Origin of the sequence: Sphingobium sp. YR768 (genome assembly GCF_900111125.1) — a bacterium.
Classification (GTDB): domain Bacteria; phylum Pseudomonadota; class Alphaproteobacteria; order Sphingomonadales; family Sphingomonadaceae; genus Sphingobium.
The window spans coordinates 1-15354 of sequence record NZ_FOGE01000027.1 but is presented as its reverse complement, the minus strand read 5'-3'; the positions used below and the strand labels follow the sequence as shown (position 1 = coordinate 15354).

Genomic DNA, 15354 nt, shown 5'->3' with positions numbered 1-15354 from the left:
TTGACGATCGTCATCGTCAACTATTGCACCGCCGAGCTCTTGGTCGACTGCCTTGCCAGCCTTGTCGATGAAATCGCCGCTTTCCCTGCGACCAAAGTGCTGGTGATCGACAACGCCTCCGTGGACAATTCCGCGCATGTCATCGCCACCGCCATCGCGGAGCGCCATTGGTCGGATTGGGCACAGTTGATCCCGTCCGGCTTCAACGGAGGCTTCGCCTTCGGAAACAATATCGCTTTGCGCGCGGCTATGGCGGACGAAACGCCGCCTGATCTGTTCTGGATGCTCAATCCTGACACCCGGGTCTTTCCGGGCACGCTGGGCGCACTGCTGGACTTTTTCCACTCCCGCCCAGACGTGGGTATCGTCGGCAGCATGTTATTCGATGGCGATGAACACCCCTGGCCTTTTGCCTTCCGCTTTCCATCATTTCTCAGCGAACTGGAACGCGGCGCCTGCATCGGCATCATCAGCCGGTTGCTTCGCGACCATCGCGTACCTCGATCCATGGGGAATGTTCCCGAACAGGTGGACTGGGTGTCGGGCGCCAGCCTGGTCGTGCGTCGCGAAACGCTGGAGGCCACCGGCCTGATGGATGAAGGCTATTTCCTCTATTATGAGGAAACCGATCTATGCCTGAAGGCGCGGCATCATGGATGGACATGCTGGTATCTGCCATCTGCCGTCGTGTTGCATATCGCCGGCCAGAGCACGGGCCTGACCGAAACAGCCGTCAGGCGTATCCCCGGCTACTGGTTCGACGCCCGGCGCCGCTATTTCATCATGAACCATGGTCGACGCTATGCGCTATTGGCCGACATAAGCTGGATGGCCGGACATATGCTCTGGCGCGCACTCCGACGCTTTCGATCGCGCAAGGGCAGGATTGTTCCCTCCCTTTTTCGCGATTTCGTCAAAGGGTCTGCCTTCTTCCATGGACCGCAAGCACGATAAAGCCTCGCAAGGCAGGAGCAGGAACGATGGCTTACATGCTGGATATCGCGCGCCTGGCTCGTCCGCTCGCCATAGATGCGCCGCTGTCCCTCTGGCTGGTCGACCTATCCGCTCCACCGGACGCCCAAGCCGTCAGTTGTTTGTCCGACATGGAATGCGAACGCGCCGCCCGTTTTGCTTCCCCGCGCCATAGAAATCGTTATCTCAACGCGCACATCGCAGTGCGGGTTCTTATGGAGGAACATTGTGGCGTCGCCGCGCATCGTCAGCGCTTCGTTCTGCAAGCCGATGGGAAACCGCAACTTGCAAACTTCCCCAACTGGCAATTCAGCCTGAGCTACGCCGACGATGTCGCCCTTATGGGGATCGACTTCGACAATCGGGTCGGTGTGGATATCGAAGCCGACCGCAATCTGGCGGATGCCGACGAACTCAGCGCATTGCATTTCCACCCGAGGGAAAGGGACGCACTGGCGCCTCTGCCGTCGACATTGCGGCAGGGTGTCGCCTTTCTTCAGGGGTGGACCCGCAAGGAAGCATGTCTGAAGGCTTTGGGATGCGGATTGTCCATGGCTACGACGGATATCCATTCAGGTATCAGTGGACAGGCGCGCGTGCACATCGCTGCACAGGTCGAAATTATGGTCGATTCCTTCACCCCATTGGTCGGCTTCACCGCCGCATGGGCGCGCGTCTCCCCGCTGCCGGACGATCCTGCCTCCCTCTTTCAATAGGCATTTTGCTGACCCAGTACAGTTGCGATCGTCCGGAACATGATGCGCAGGTCGAACCACAACGACCAATTCCGGGCATAATAAAGGTCATGTTCAAGCCGTCCGAGTAATTGCGCCTCGCTGTTCGTTTCCCCGCGCCATCCACAGACCTGCGCCCATCCGGTCATACCCGGCTTTACATTGTGACGGGACGGATAGGCTTGCGCGATCTCGCCGAACAACCGGCCTGCGGCCCGGGTGGACGGCGCATGGGGCCTTGGGCCGACGAGCGACATGTCGCCGATCAGAACATTGAGCAGTTGCGGCAGTTCGTCCAGACTGGTGCGGCGCAGGATGGCGCCGAGGCGGGTCACGCGCGGATCATGCCGCTGCGCCTGACGCACGCCATCGACCGATTCTTTCGCCTGATACATGGTCCGGAATTTCAGAATCGCGAAGTTCCGGCAATTATAACCTTGGCGCTGCTGACGAAACAAAGCAGGTCCGGGCGATTCCAGCCTTATGGCCAGGGCGATCATCCCCATAAGAGGCATCAGCAGCAACAGCGCGACAAAAGCCAGCAACCGATCTTCCAGAGCCTTGAGCAGGCGCTGCCGACGCGACAAGGGCCAGTCCAGAAGGGTAAAGACCGGTATCTCCCCCAGCATCACGACAGGATTATCCATCCAGGAGAAGCTGTCGTTGGCGGGCAGCAGTCGAATTTCAACCGGGGTTTCCGACAGGCGGGCGACAATAGTCCTTACCCGGCTTTCCTGATCGGATGGCAAGGCGATAATCACTCTGTCGACCGTTCCGGCGCGTATCGCACAAAGCAGCGCGGTCAGATCGCCCAGATAGGGCAGACCGGCCTGGTCCTGATCGGGAAGGTCCGCTGCGTCACCGAAGACGCCGATCAATGACAGGGTCAATATCTTATGCTGCGAGATATAGCGCACCAGTCGGGCAGCGGAGCTACCCGTGCCGATCATCGCGCTGCGCTGATTGAAAAGCCCGCGCCGCCGCAAGACGCGTGTGCCTGCGACCATGATTACACGGCCTGAAAGAAGCGCAAGCGCGCACGCACCGGCCCATAGCAAGACCGTTGGTGCAACCGTCCCGGAAAAATCCAACAGGGCGGTGCTCAGACCGAAAACGAACAACAGCACGCCCACCCACGCATTGGCGGCACGCAGCAAAGACTGCCGGACCGAAAAATGGACCGGCAGTTCATAAGCACCGACCAGATGAGCGATGATGGCGAACAGCCCGGCGGCCAGCACGCCGATCCGGTCAAACCGCATCATGTCATCGCCATCAAAAGGAAACGATATTTTCTCCACGATCAGGCTGACGAAAAAAATAAGCCCGATATCTGCGGCCACAACCACGCAATGCACGCATTGGACAGGTATCGATCGCAATTGCCCTACGGTGTAGGCGCCTTGCGGCGCCAGAATGCTCTCCGCACCGTCAAGATGCAGATTGGAAAGATGAACCGGCATAATGCGCTCCTGCAATTAGGCAGCGTTCACCACATATCCCGTTTTGTCCGCCAGCATCCCGTTACGGATCACGTACGCAATCATATGTACCCGGTTTCGGGTCCGAGTCTTCAGACGCACATTCTCAACATGGCGCTCTACGGTACAGGGCGCGATTGCGAGCATCAACGCCACCTCCTTTGCAGACATGCCACGTGCGACCAGACAAACAACCTCAGTCTCTCGCACTGTTAACTGCAAATTGCATGATATATCGAGCATATTTCCCCTATCTGCACAAAAGTATGTGGCATGATGATTGCCGCCACTAATATGCAACGAATTTAAATGCCGAAATCTGCTGGCGCGTTTACCAGATTTTTTTCATAACAATTATTCATAACATAGATTGAAAATATCTCGCACGATTCTTGCTACAGGGGGTTTTTACGTACAGCCATTGCCGTTGTACAACCAATGATTTCGCATCAATATCAATGGCATTCCGTTTTTACGCAGGATAACGGAAGAGTGGTATTAATTGATATCGATCAATGGAAATTCACATGGATGACCCGTCGCATGATCCGATTAATCAACTGACCCCCAGGGAACTAGAAACTCTGCGCGCCATCGCGCTTGGCCTGTCCGCCAAGGAAGTTGCCAAACTGCTCAACATCGCGCCTCGTACGGTGGAGCGTCATATCGATCATATTCGGTTAAAAACGCGCACCCGAAATCGCTCCCATATGGTGGCTTTCGCCATCGCCAACGGATTGGTGTGACGACGTCGTCAATCGCGCAATCACTGCGCAGGCAATGAGCATGTAACCGGCAGCGACCGGCATGAAAGCACAATCAGTTCTCAAACATGCTACGATCGGGCGATAGCTGCTGAAGCAGGGCGGCAAGAACGAAGGTCGATCGCGCAGGTTTGACGATGACGGGCAGGTCCGGATATTGCCGGGCCAACTCCTCCGGCAATCCGGTTCCGGTATGAATGACGAAGGGTATGAGCCGTTCGATCAATGCCAGGGCAAGCGGCGTCACGTCACGGTCCAGCAGGTGGGCATCCAATATGGCAGCAACTATCTTTTGAGTTTCGACCAGCGCCAATGCTTCGGCGACCGTCGAGACCGGACCGATTGCCAGTCCGTCATTGTCCTCGATAGCCATGACCAGATTGAGCGCCAGAAAAGGCTCATCTTCCACGACCAATATCGGCAATCCGTTGAGCATATCACCTCCCTGTGAGCGGGAGCATGACATCTCTCAGCCGCAGGTGCTCATATCGAAACCAGCGATGGCCTCCAAACTATATTATCCCAGATTAGTTTCATGGATTAATAACGCAGAGACAAGACTGAAGTTTTTATATAGGGTAACGGCATCATTGGCCCTGTTTTGGCCGCCAATGACTGAGAGATGCGATGCGCTCCCGTCAAATCACGGAGCGCCCATGCCTGTTTCGCCTATCTCTCCCATGGTTGATAAACTCAGACTCTGGCTGCCGCTGACACCGTCGGACGAAGCGGCGATATTGTCGCTTCCGCACATAATTCGGTCGTTACGGGCATCCGAATTCATCGTCCGGGAGGATGACAGACCGACCCATAGCTGCCTGCTGCTTTCCGGTTATGCCATTCGCCATAAAGTCGCTGGAAATGGCGGCCGACAGATATTTTCCATCCATATGAAGGGCGACGTTGTCGATCTGCACAATTCGATTCTTCGCCGTGCCGATCATAACATTCAGGCACTGACCGCAGTCGAGGTTGCGGTGATACCGGTTGCCGCTATCCGGGAAATCATCACCGCATATCCTCAAGTCGGAGAGGCAATGTGGTATGAAACATTAGTCGATGCGGCCATATTCCGCGAATGGACGCTTAATGTTGGACGCAGGGATGCCCGCGCGCGAACCGCACATCTACTATGTGAATTTTCCGTTCGTCTGGAGGTTGCAGGTCTTGGCAAGAAGGATCATTACGAACTGCCGATGACGCAGGAACAATTGGCAGACGCTCTGGCCCTAACCAATGTTCATATCAGCAGGACACTCAAAGGCCTTGCAAATGAAGGGTATATCGAAAGAAGCAAACGATCGGTCCGCATTCTCGATTTCCACCAGCTTGCCAGAGTCGCGGATTTCGACACGAGATATCTGCATCTCGACTGAACTTTGATCTGCTCCCACTGAGTGGCCCAGAGACTATGATAGTCTTGACCACGATTGAGCCTGCCCCGCTCTCTGGTCCGGCCATTGTGAGAAACGCCGGCACTTTTTGCATCAGGGCAGGCATGCCTGCCCTGATGCAAAAGCGCGCTCCATCGGGGTTTGGTTGCCGATGGAACTGTGTGGACGAACCTCGTTGTAATCGATCCGCCACGCCTCACATTTTACCCGGGCGTCGTCCAGGCTCAAGAACCAAAATGCATTGAGGCATTCGGCACGGACTCTCCCGTTGAAAGATTCAGCAAAGGCATTGTCCGTCGGCTTGCCTGGGCGAATGAAATCCAGGATTACGTCATGCGTCCATGCCCATAGATCGACATCCTTCGATATAAATTCGGGCCCATTGTCCAGGCGGATACGCTTCGGCCGGCCATGGATGGCAGCGACCCGCTCCAGGGTCTGGACGACATCGGCACCACGGTAACTCATTCGCACATCGAGCGCCGGTAGCACCCGGCTGAAGTTGTCGATGATGGAAAGCACACGGATTTTACGACCGTCGAAAAGCTGGTCCGACAGAAAATCCATCGACCAGCATTCATTGGGGGCTGACGCTGGCGCCCTGTCGTCACGCAGCTTCGCCTTCACCTTCCGCTTGGGCGTCTTGTTGCGTAATTGCAGGCCCATCTCTTGGTAGAGTCGATGTGTGCGCTTGTGATTGATCTCCCAGCCCTCTCTCCGCAATAGGGCGTGGATCCGACGATACCCGTAGCGAACACGGGTCGCGGCAAGTTCCCTGATTTTCATCTTCAAACCGGCCTGATCGAGGCAGCGAGACTGGTAGCGTTGGGTCGATCGATTGATCGAAAATACGCCACAAATCCGCCGTTCGCTCACCTGGTAGCTCGCCCGCAAATAGCCGACGATCTCCCGTGCTCGATCAGGTCTTACATTTTTCGGCGGATAACATCCTGCAGCATCTCCTTGTCCAGGCTCAGGTTGGCCACCAGCCGCTTGAGCCGGACATTCTCCTCTTCGAGTTGCTTCAGCCGCTTCATCTCTGACGGCATCAAGCCCCCTTACTTGCTCCGCCATCGATAGTATGTCTGGATTGAGATGCCAGCCTTCCGGCACACCTCCTCAACCGTCGTCCCATCCTCCGCCTGCTTGAGAATGAACGCTATCTGCTGCTCACTAAATCTCGACGTCTTCATTTACAGATTCCCTTGTCCAGCATGGCCAAACCTAACCGGGAATTTCTCAACAATTTCGGACCAGTTTTCGGGGAGCAGGTCAATATGACGGGCACCGCTTCCGCCACCATTTTTCAGATATAACTACGCTGCCCCGTCAGGCGTAACGCCCCGGTTCAACCTGATGCAGCGTAATGGTTGGCCGTTCCTCCGACCGTCCACCAGCTTTTCCGATGATCGCCAGCGGATCGACTTCGCTGCTCAGCAACAGGCCGCATCGGTCCGCACCTTCCCAGATCACGGTGCCCCACACTTCCAAGCCTTCGGCGATCAGCGTCACCCGCTGCCCGACCGGGGGGAGCCAGCCTCCTAGGATCAGCGCGCCGTAGATGGAAATATTGCGGATGACGACCGGCTGGCTGACGCCGTCCCAGCAGAGGATGGCGTCAATGTCCGCAGCGAAACGGCTTTCCCGTCGCTGCTCCACTCTCGCCTGATATGAAAAGCTATCCATGGTCCGCTCCGGTTTGCCCCCGGTGACCATGCCACCCTCCGCGCTATTCCTTGCTGAAAGGCTAAGCGAAGCGGTTAATCAGATATTGACGGTGCGCCGATCGGGTCGGCGCACCGGAGCATGTCAGGCCAGCGCGCCGTGACAATGTTTATACTTCTGGCCCGAACCGCAGGGGCAGAGCGCGTTGCGGCTGATGTCCAGATTGGCGAACTCACCTGCCGGCACGTTGCCGACCGGCGTGCGCGGAATGGTGGTGGTGACGCCACCAAAGCTGCCGGCATCGATATCCGCGCTATTATCCTCGCCCGAAAAGGGGTCGATATGCGTAGTGATGAAGTCGGGCAGCACCGGCAGGCCATAATCTTCGAGCGGCGGCTGTTCCATGCGGAACTGCACCCGTGCGATCGATCCGGTCACATCCTCGCGGATATTCTCCAGCATCCGCTCGAACAGGGCGAAGGCTTCCTGCTTATATTCGTTGATCGGCGTCTTCTGCGCATAGGCGCGCAGATGCACGACCTGACGCAGCGCGTCGAGCGTCGACAGATGTTCCTTCCAGTGATGGTCGAGGCTCTGGAGCAGGATCGACTTTTCGATCATGTGCCAGTCGGTCGCTTCGACCTCCTTGGTCTTTTCCGCCACAGATGCATCAGCTAGCGCCGACAGCCGTTCTTCGATCATTTCCGGATCGACGGCATCCTCGGCCAGCCAGGCGTCGAAGTCCGGTTCCAGACCCAGGATTTCAGCGGTGCGCAGCTTCAGCCGCTCCATGTCCCACTGTTCGGGATAGCTACCCGGCGGGCAGGAGGCGCCGACCAGATCATTGACCGTCTCATGGCGCATGTCGGCGACGACATCGTCCACCGTGTCGGCATCCATGATGTCGCTGCGCTGTTCGTAGATGACCTTGCGCTGGTCGTTCATCACGTCGTCATATTCGACGACCTGCTTGCGGATGTCGTAGTTGCGCGCTTCGACCTTCTTCTGCGCCGTCTCGATCGCTTTGCTCAGCCACTTTGACGGGGGCAGCGCCTCGCCATCTTCCAGGTTCGACCGGATCATCTTGGCGAACATCGTGTCCGGGCCGAAGATGCGCATCAGATCATCATCAAGGCTGAGGTAGAAGCGCGACAGGCCGGGGTCGCCCTGACGACCCGAACGGCCACGCAACTGGTTGTCGATACGGCGGCTTTCATGACGCTCGGTGGCGAGGACGAACAGACCACCGGCGGCCAGCACTTCCTGCTTTTCGACTTCGATTTCGGCCTCGATCCGGGCGATCGCGGCTTCGCGCTCCGGCCCTTCGGGCATGTCGCGCAGTTCGTCCTCGACCCGCATCTCCAGATTGCCGCCCAGCTTGATGTCGGTGCCACGGCCCGCCATGTTGGTGGCGATGGTCACGGCGCCCTTGCGGCCTGCCTGTGCGACGATATGCGCTTCGCTGTCGTGGAAGCGGGCGTTCAGCACCGCGTGCGGCACGCCCTCCTGCGTCAGGAATTCCGACAACATTTCCGACTTCTCGATCGACACCGTGCCGACCAGCACCGGCTGCCCCTTTTCGGCATGGACCTTGATGGTCTTGGCGATGCCGCGGAACTTGTCGTCCAGGCTCTTGTAGAAGCTGTCTTCCTCGTCGATGCGCTGCACCGCCCGGTTGGTCGGGATGGTGACGACGTTCATCTTATAGATTTCGTAGAATTCAGCCGCTTCGGTCGCGGCCGTGCCGGTCATGCCGCCCAGCTTGGGGTACATGCGGAAATAATTCTGGAAGGTGATGGAGGCCAGCGTCTGGTTCTCCGGCTCGATATTGACGCCTTCCTTGGCTTCCACCGCCTGGTGCAGGCCATCGGACCAGCGACGCCCATCCATCATACGGCCGGTAAATTCGTCGATGATGACGACCTTGCCGTCCTTAACGATATAGTCGATGTCGCGGCGGAACATCACGACGGCGCGCAGCGCCTGATTGACGTGATGAACGACCTGCGTATTCTCGAAATCGTAGAGATTGTCGCCCTGAAGCAGACCGGCGGACTCCAGCAGGCGCTCGATCTTCTCGGTGCCGTCCTCGGTCAGCGTGACGCTGCGCTGCTTCTCGTCCTTCTCATAATCCTCTTCGGTGATCTGCTTCACGATCGCATCGACCGCGACATAAAGCTCCGACTTGTCGTCGGTCGGACCGGAGATGATCAGCGGCGTACGCGCTTCGTCGATCAGGATCGAATCGACTTCGTCGACGATGGCATAGTTGAAAGGCCGCTGGACCATCGATCCGCGATCATATTTCATATTGTCGCGCAGATAATCGAAGCCAAGTTCGTTGTTCGTCGCATAGGTGACGTCAGCGGCATAGGCTTCGCGACGCTGATCCTCGCTGATGTTCGGCACGATGACGCCCGTGGTCAGACCCAGGAAACGATAGACCTGGCCCATCCATTCGCAGTCGCGGGTAGCCAGATAATCGTTCACGGTAACGACGTGGACGCCCTTGCCCTCCAGCGCATTGAGGTAGGTCGCGACGGTCGCGACCAGCGTCTTGCCCTCACCGGTGCGCATTTCGGCGATCTCGCCGCGATGCAGGACGATGCCGCCCACCATCTGCACGTCGAAATGGCGCATGCCCAGCACGCGGACCGATGCTTCGCGCACAGTCGCGAAGGCTTCGGGCAGGAGATCGTCCAGCGTCTCGCCCGCAGCCAGCCGTTCCCGGAAGCGGACGGTCTGTGCGACCAGCTCCTCATCGGACAGCGCCTGGATAGCCGGCTCGAACGAGGCGATCTTGTCGACGATCTTGCCCAGCGACTTCACATAGCGTTCGTTGGACGATCCGAAAATGGACTTGGCAAGTGCGCCGAACATGAGCTCTCCCTGAGCGAAAAACTGACGGCGTAAGCACCGACGCCGGATAAAGATTGAGCGGCAAATAGGGATCGCTCAGCCGCACGTCAATTCGGCGTTCGCCTCCCCCCGCAGCAATAATGCCGCCCGAACGCGGTTGCGTCGCCCGATTTCGCCCGCCAAAAGCCGCCTTGCACCCTTGCCTTTCCGCCTTTTCCTGCTAAAGGGCCGCCTTCCCGTGATGGTCATCCCTGGAGGCGTGGCGGGAAACTTGTATCAATTAGCTTTTGGAGACACGCAATGAGCGAGCAGCTTACGCTGTCGGCCGAGGCACGCGATCGGGCAGGCAAGGGAGCCTCCCGCGCCCTCCGCCGTGAGGGCCGCGTACCCGCCGTCATCTATGGAATGAACGAAGAACCCCAGTCGATCCACGTTGAGGAAAAGCTCCTCAACAAGCAGCTCGGCACCGGTCACTTTTTCAATTCGGTCATCATGGTCGAAATCGGCGGCAAGTCCGTCCGTACCCTCGCCAAGGACGTGGCTTTCCACCCCGTCACCGATCGTCCGCTGCACGCCGATTTCCTGCGCGTTTCGGAACATGCCACTGTCCACGTCCATGTGCCGGTGCGCTTCGCGAATGAAGACGCCTCGCCGGGCCTGAAGAAGGGCGGCGTGCTGAACATCGTGGCGCATGACATCGAACTGATCGTCGACGCCGCCAACATTCCTGACGAGGTCGTTGTCGACCTGACCGGTCTGGAAGTCGGCGAATCGCTGCACATCAGCGCCGTGACCCTGCCCAAGGGCACGACGGCCCTGCATGCGGACACCGATTTCTCGATCGCGACCGTCGTTGCTCCTTCGGCTCTGAAGAGCGCCGAGGGTGAAGCCGAAGCGGAAGCCGAGTAAGCCTTTTCCGGCTAAGCCCCTTGGGGCTGGAAATTAGGATCCCGCCGGAGGGCGGTTCACCTCATGTCGAGGTGGACCGCCCTCCTGTCATTTTTGGCGCATTTTCCGAGCCGTCGGGCGAACCGCCCGACTTGAAAATGCTATGCCTACCCGGCGGGCGGGATTTTTCTTTGGAGCATCAATCATGCAAATCTGGGCCGGCCTGGGCAATCCGGGGCAGCAATATGCGATGCACCGGCATAATGTCGGCTTCATGGTCGCGGACCTGATTGCGGACATATATCGCTTCTCCCCGCCCAAGAAGCAGTTTCAGGGCTGGGTACAGGAAGGGCGCATCGGCACGGAAAAGATCCTGCTGCTCAAGCCCGCCACCTTCATGAACGAAAGCGGCCGCTCTGTCGGTGAGGCGATGCGCTTCTATAAGCTGACGCCGCAGGACGTGACCGTATTCCATGACGAACTCGATCTGGCGCCGATGAAGGTCAAGGTGAAGCGCGGCGGCGGCAATGCCGGGCATAATGGACTGCGCTCTACCGACGCGCATATCGGCGCGGACTTCCGCCGGGTCCGGATCGGCATCGGCCATCCGGGCCACAAGGACCGGGTGCATGGCTATGTGCTGGGCAATTACGCCAAGAGCGAGTTGGACGCCCTGACCGACATGCTGGCAGCCATCAGCGCCGAAGCCGAATGGCTGGCGAAGAATGACGACGTCCGTTTCATGAATGAGGTGGCCCGCCGGCTGGCGGACTGATCACTCAGTTCGCCAGAGCCGCCTGCGTCAACGGGCCTGCCTGCATGGCGGGCGGCAACATCGGATTGGTGCTGTGCCAGGTCGGCACCCATTCGTCCGGCTGGTTGCCCCACATGTTGAGCTGCCCCAGCGCATCGAACAGCCCCAGATATTGGTGAAACTTCACCCCGTCGACATTCTCCGCGATCGGGCAGCCCAGCGTCACCACATCCAGCCCATGCACCCGGTCCGCCGGCAGCGACTGGATCGCATTGCCGATTTGAAGCGCGCCCTTGCTATGGCCGATCAGCAGTTTCAGCGGCCGATCGCGATGCTCCAATATCGCATGCAACACATCCGCCGATCCCGATCCGTGGCGGAAAACCGGCCCGCCATGCACCGTCTTGGCGTCGGGCGTCGACGCGGCCAGTTCGCGGCCGATGCCGGCCGTCTGCGGCGCGACATTGGCCAGGCCGTTCTGGACCAGGCTCTTGGCCTGCAACCAGTCATACATGCCATAGCCGAACCATCCGCCCAGCGACTGAAGCAGCACATCCGCCACGCCATAGCCCGGCACGATCGCCAGCACCGGCTGCTGCAAGGCCACCGAAATGTCCCAGGCCAGCGCCGCACTGCCCAGCGCGGAACTGCCGACGCCGGTGATGGTGGCGATCATCACCTGCCGCGTTTCCTCATAGGGAGAGGACAGGAACAGGCCGACATCCTTATATTTATGGACATAGGGCGCTGTCCCCGCATCGATCAGCAGCAATGATCCTTCCGGATCAGTCAGCGCATCGAAATCGACGATGCGGGACGGCGCCTTTTCGCCCAGCCCCTTCGTCACCCGATCCTTTTCAGCCAATTCGCGTTGCAGGCCGGGCACGTCATAGAAAACCCCGTCCAACATCGTGTTGAACAGACGACAGGCGCGCACCGATGGCCGGATCAGCCATTCGGGCATTTCGAAGATGTTGAGCGGCAACGTGTCGGCAGATGAGGGTAGATTGTCTCCGGTCGGCATGACGAATCTCCTGATCGATACAGGATCATAACAACATGGCACCGCAATGCAGCATAGAAGAAATGGCTGTTAAGACTGCATTTACCGATGAAAATTGCGTAATTCCGAAAATATTACGCAACTGCAAGAAGATGGGTCGTCGCAATTGCGAATGATCACAAGCCGACTGGTTGCCTGAGCACGACCAGTTGAAACTCACGCATTGCCCCGCGTCGCATTGCCGGGGCATAGAGGGCGCGGCATTCCTGCCGAACAGGGGAAATATCGGGTGATCCAGACCGTTACGACGCAACCCTTTACCGACCAGAAGCCGGGCACATCAGGCCTGCGCAAGAAGGTGCGCGTCTTTCAGCAACCCCATTATGCCGAAAATTTCATCCAGTCGGTGTTCGATAGCCTGGAGGGCTATGAAGGACAGACGCTGGTCGTGGGCGGCGATGGCCGTTACCTGAACCGCGAAGTTATTCAGACCGTGCTGAAAATGGCGGCCGCCAACGGCTTTGGCCGCGTGCTTGTCGGTCGCGGCGGCATACTGTCCACGCCGGCCGCGTCGCATCTGATCCGCTCGTCCGGCGCCTTCGGTGGCCTCGTCCTGTCCGCCAGCCACAATCCCGGTGGTCCGGACGAAGATTTCGGCATCAAATATAATATTGGCAATGGTGGCCCCGCGCCTGAAAAGGTGACCGACGCCATCGCCGCCCGATCGCTGGTGATCGACAGCTACAAGCTGCTGAACGCGGCCGATGTCGACATCGACACGCTGGGAAGCAGCCTGCTGGGCGATATGACGGTCGACGTGGTCGATCCGGTCGCCGCCTATGCCGACCTGATGGAAAGCCTGTTCGATTTCGCTGCCATCCGCACGATGATCTCAAACGGCTTCTCTCTTGCCTTCGACAGCATGAGCGCCGTCACCGGCCCCTATGCCGTCGAGATTCTCGAAAAGCGTCTGGGCGCGCCGGCCGGCACGGTGATGAACGGCACCCCTCTCCCCGATTTCGGCCATCATCATCCCGATCCCAATCTGGTGCATGCCAAGGAACTGTACGACCGGATGATGGCCACGGATGCGCCCGATTTCGGCGCGGCATCGGATGGGGACGGCGACCGCAACCTCATCATCGGTCGCCATTGCTATGTGACGCCGTCGGATTCGCTCGCCGTGCTGGCCGCCAACGCGCACCTGGCGCCGGGCTATGCGGCGGGCCTCAAGGGCATCGCCCGCTCCATGCCGACCAGCGGCGCCGCCGATTGCGTGGCGGAAAAGCTCGGCCTGCCGCTATATGAAACGCCCACCGGCTGGAAATTCTTCGGCAACCTGCTCGATGCGGGCATGGCCACTATCTGCGGGGAGGAAAGCGCCGGCACCGGCTCCGACCATGTCCGCGAAAAGGACGGCATCTGGGCGGTACTGCTCTGGCTCAACATATTGGCCGCCCGCAAGCAGAGCGTCGCCACCATCATGGCCGACCATTGGGCCACCTATGGCCGGAATTATTATGCCCGGCACGATTATGAAGCGATCGCCAAGGACAAGGCCGATGCGCTGATGGCGGCGCTGCGCGCCAGCCTGAGCAGCCTGCCCGGCACGATCAACAGCGGCGGCACGGTGAAGAGCGCCGACGATTTCGCCTATACCGATCCCACGGACCAGTCGGTCAGCGGCAATCAGGGCGTGCGCATCCTGTTCGCGGACGGATCGCGGGTCGTTTTCCGCCTGTCCGGCACCGGCACCGAAGGCGCCACCCTGCGCGTCTATATCGAACGCTATGTCGGGTCGGATGGCGATCTGGGGCTGGAAACGGCCGACGCCCTCGCCCCGCTAATCGCCGCCGCGCAGGAAGTCGCCGATATCAGCGGCTATACCGGCATGGACAAGCCCAGCGTCATCACCTGACGCAAGCCTTGCTTGTCGTGGACACAAACTCACAGGCCAGCAACAAGGTGGAAACGCACTGACGATAGAGAGGACAGGCAGCCGTATCGCACGGCCGCCTGTCCTTTTCTGTTTTCGGGAACCTCATGCGTCGCCTCGCCCTCAGCCTGTCCGCCTGCCTTGCCCTCTTCGCTGCTCCGACGCACGCCGCCACCAGCGAAGATGAGCAATTCTGGCTGAACCTGACGGCGATGGGATCGATAAAGGACGAAATCGTCTATTTCGCGGAAGTCCAGCCGCGCGTCGGCGATAGCGTGTCGCGCGTCGACCAGGCTCTGTTCCGCGGCGCGCTGGGCTGGAAATTCTCGCCCTCACTCACCCTCTATCAGGGGTTCGCCCATGTCGTCGTGCCCGTCGAAGGCGGCAAGGACGTCAATGAGGAACGCAGCTTCCAGCAAGTCAGTTGGATCATGGGCAAGCCCTGGGACGGCGAATTGTCATCGCGCACGCGACTGGAACAACGCTGGCGCTCCAATGGCGCCGATATGGGATGGCGCCTGCGCGAAATGCTCCGCTACGAAAAGCCGCTAAAGGCCAACAGCGACGCGGTGAACGCGCTGGTCTATGCGGAAGGCTTTGTTGCCTTGAACGACACCGACTGGGGCGCCCGCAGCGGCTTCGATCAGTTGCGCAGCTTTGTCGGCGCCGAACTGGGCCTGCCCGGCGCTTCCACGCTGGAAGTCGGCTATCTCAACCAGCTTATCAATCAACGCGCCGGCGACATCCGCGTCAATCATGTGGCGTCGGTAACACTCTTCTTCCGCCATTGAGCGCGCGGACGGCCTGTCCTAGGGCTTGTGGGGATTCATCGTGAGTTGATGACGGCTGCGGCGATGTAGATCATGGCTTCGAAGCTCCTGTCTGTTTTGCAAGCACGCATGGC

General features: G+C 59.1%; 14 protein-coding genes and 1 pseudogene. 8 read left to right on the top strand and 7 right to left on the bottom strand.

The genetic code is table 11. From position 1 onward, the window contains the following. Nucleotides 1-954, top strand: coding sequence for a glycosyltransferase family 2 protein (locus BMX92_RS21360; RefSeq protein WP_177185181.1), 954 nt, complete (start codon nucleotides 1-3; stop codon nucleotides 952-954). Between the two features lie 26 nt (nucleotides 955-980). After that, on the top strand, nucleotides 981-1688 hold the full coding sequence (locus tag BMX92_RS21355) for a 4'-phosphopantetheinyl transferase family protein (protein WP_177185180.1): 708 nt from the start codon (nucleotides 981-983) through the stop codon (nucleotides 1686-1688). On the opposite strand, the gene BMX92_RS21350 is transcribed toward BMX92_RS21355, so the two are convergent. Both BMX92_RS21350 and BMX92_RS21345 read right to left on the bottom strand, forming a co-directional pair. Beyond that, nucleotides 1682-3169, bottom strand: coding sequence for an undecaprenyl-phosphate glucose phosphotransferase (locus BMX92_RS21350; protein WP_093020317.1), 1488 nt, complete (start codon nucleotides 3167-3169; stop codon nucleotides 1682-1684). The two genes, BMX92_RS21355 and BMX92_RS21350, sit on opposite strands and share 7 nt — an antisense overlap. Nucleotides 3170-3184: 15 nt before the next feature. Continuing rightward, complete coding sequence (locus BMX92_RS21345) at nucleotides 3185-3430, bottom strand: response regulator transcription factor (protein WP_056690170.1); 246 nt, start codon at nucleotides 3428-3430, stop codon at nucleotides 3185-3187. 284 nt (nucleotides 3431-3714) lie between these two features. On the opposite strand from BMX92_RS21345, the gene BMX92_RS21340 reads away from it, so the two are divergent. Further along, nucleotides 3715-3933, top strand: a complete 219-nt coding sequence (locus tag BMX92_RS21340) for a response regulator transcription factor (RefSeq protein WP_093020371.1) — start codon at nucleotides 3715-3717, stop codon at nucleotides 3931-3933. Between the two features lie 73 nt (nucleotides 3934-4006). Here BMX92_RS21340 and BMX92_RS21335 read toward each other — a convergent pair whose 3' ends face one another. Continuing rightward, nucleotides 4007-4387 carry a response regulator gene (locus BMX92_RS21335; protein ID WP_218145818.1) on the bottom strand — a complete coding sequence of 127 codons (381 nt, stop codon included), beginning with the start codon at nucleotides 4385-4387 and terminating at the stop codon, nucleotides 4007-4009. 220 nt (nucleotides 4388-4607) lie between these two features. Here BMX92_RS21335 and BMX92_RS21330 point away from each other — a divergent pair, with 220 nt between their 5' ends. After that, a complete protein-coding gene (locus tag BMX92_RS21330) occupies nucleotides 4608-5327 on the top strand; it encodes a Crp/Fnr family transcriptional regulator (protein ID WP_093020315.1) in 720 nt (239 codons plus the stop codon). Between the two features lie 111 nt (nucleotides 5328-5438). Here the strand turns inward: BMX92_RS21330 and BMX92_RS21325 are convergent. The 3 genes and pseudogenes from BMX92_RS21325 to secA form a co-directional block, all read right to left on the bottom strand. Next, a pseudogene (locus BMX92_RS21325) lies at nucleotides 5439-6538 on the bottom strand (IS3 family transposase). Between the two features lie 136 nt (nucleotides 6539-6674). After that, nucleotides 6675-7031, bottom strand: coding sequence for a PilZ domain-containing protein (locus tag BMX92_RS21320; RefSeq protein ID WP_093020369.1), 357 nt, complete (start codon nucleotides 7029-7031; stop codon nucleotides 6675-6677). 123 nt (nucleotides 7032-7154) lie between these two features. After that, entirely contained in the window at nucleotides 7155-9890 is a 2736-nt protein-coding gene (gene secA / locus BMX92_RS21315) for a preprotein translocase subunit SecA (RefSeq protein WP_093020313.1), read from the bottom strand. 279 nt (nucleotides 9891-10169) lie between these two features. Between secA and BMX92_RS21310 the strand changes: the two genes are divergently transcribed. Together BMX92_RS21310 and pth are read left to right on the top strand one after the other, a co-directional pair. Next, nucleotides 10170-10778, top strand: a complete 609-nt coding sequence (locus tag BMX92_RS21310) for a 50S ribosomal protein L25/general stress protein Ctc (protein ID WP_093020311.1) — start codon at nucleotides 10170-10172, stop codon at nucleotides 10776-10778. A 184-nt stretch (nucleotides 10779-10962) separates the two neighbouring features. Continuing rightward, complete coding sequence (gene pth, locus BMX92_RS21305) at nucleotides 10963-11532, top strand: aminoacyl-tRNA hydrolase (protein ID WP_093020309.1); 570 nt, start codon at nucleotides 10963-10965, stop codon at nucleotides 11530-11532. A gap of 4 nt (nucleotides 11533-11536) precedes the next feature. Here the strand turns inward: pth and BMX92_RS21300 are convergent, their stop codons facing one another. Then, entirely contained in the window at nucleotides 11537-12535 is a 999-nt protein-coding gene (locus BMX92_RS21300; RefSeq protein ID WP_093020307.1) for a hypothetical protein, read from the bottom strand. A gap of 268 nt (nucleotides 12536-12803) precedes the next feature. Here BMX92_RS21300 and BMX92_RS21295 point away from each other — a divergent pair, with 268 nt between their 5' ends. Further along, nucleotides 12804-14432, top strand: coding sequence for an alpha-D-glucose phosphate-specific phosphoglucomutase (locus BMX92_RS21295; RefSeq protein WP_093020305.1), 1629 nt, complete (start codon nucleotides 12804-12806; stop codon nucleotides 14430-14432). Nucleotides 14433-14557: 125 nt separating this feature from the next. Beyond that, nucleotides 14558-15241, top strand: coding sequence for a DUF2490 domain-containing protein (locus BMX92_RS21290; RefSeq protein WP_093020303.1), 684 nt, complete (start codon nucleotides 14558-14560; stop codon nucleotides 15239-15241). Nucleotides 15242-15354: the final 113 nt, after the last annotated feature.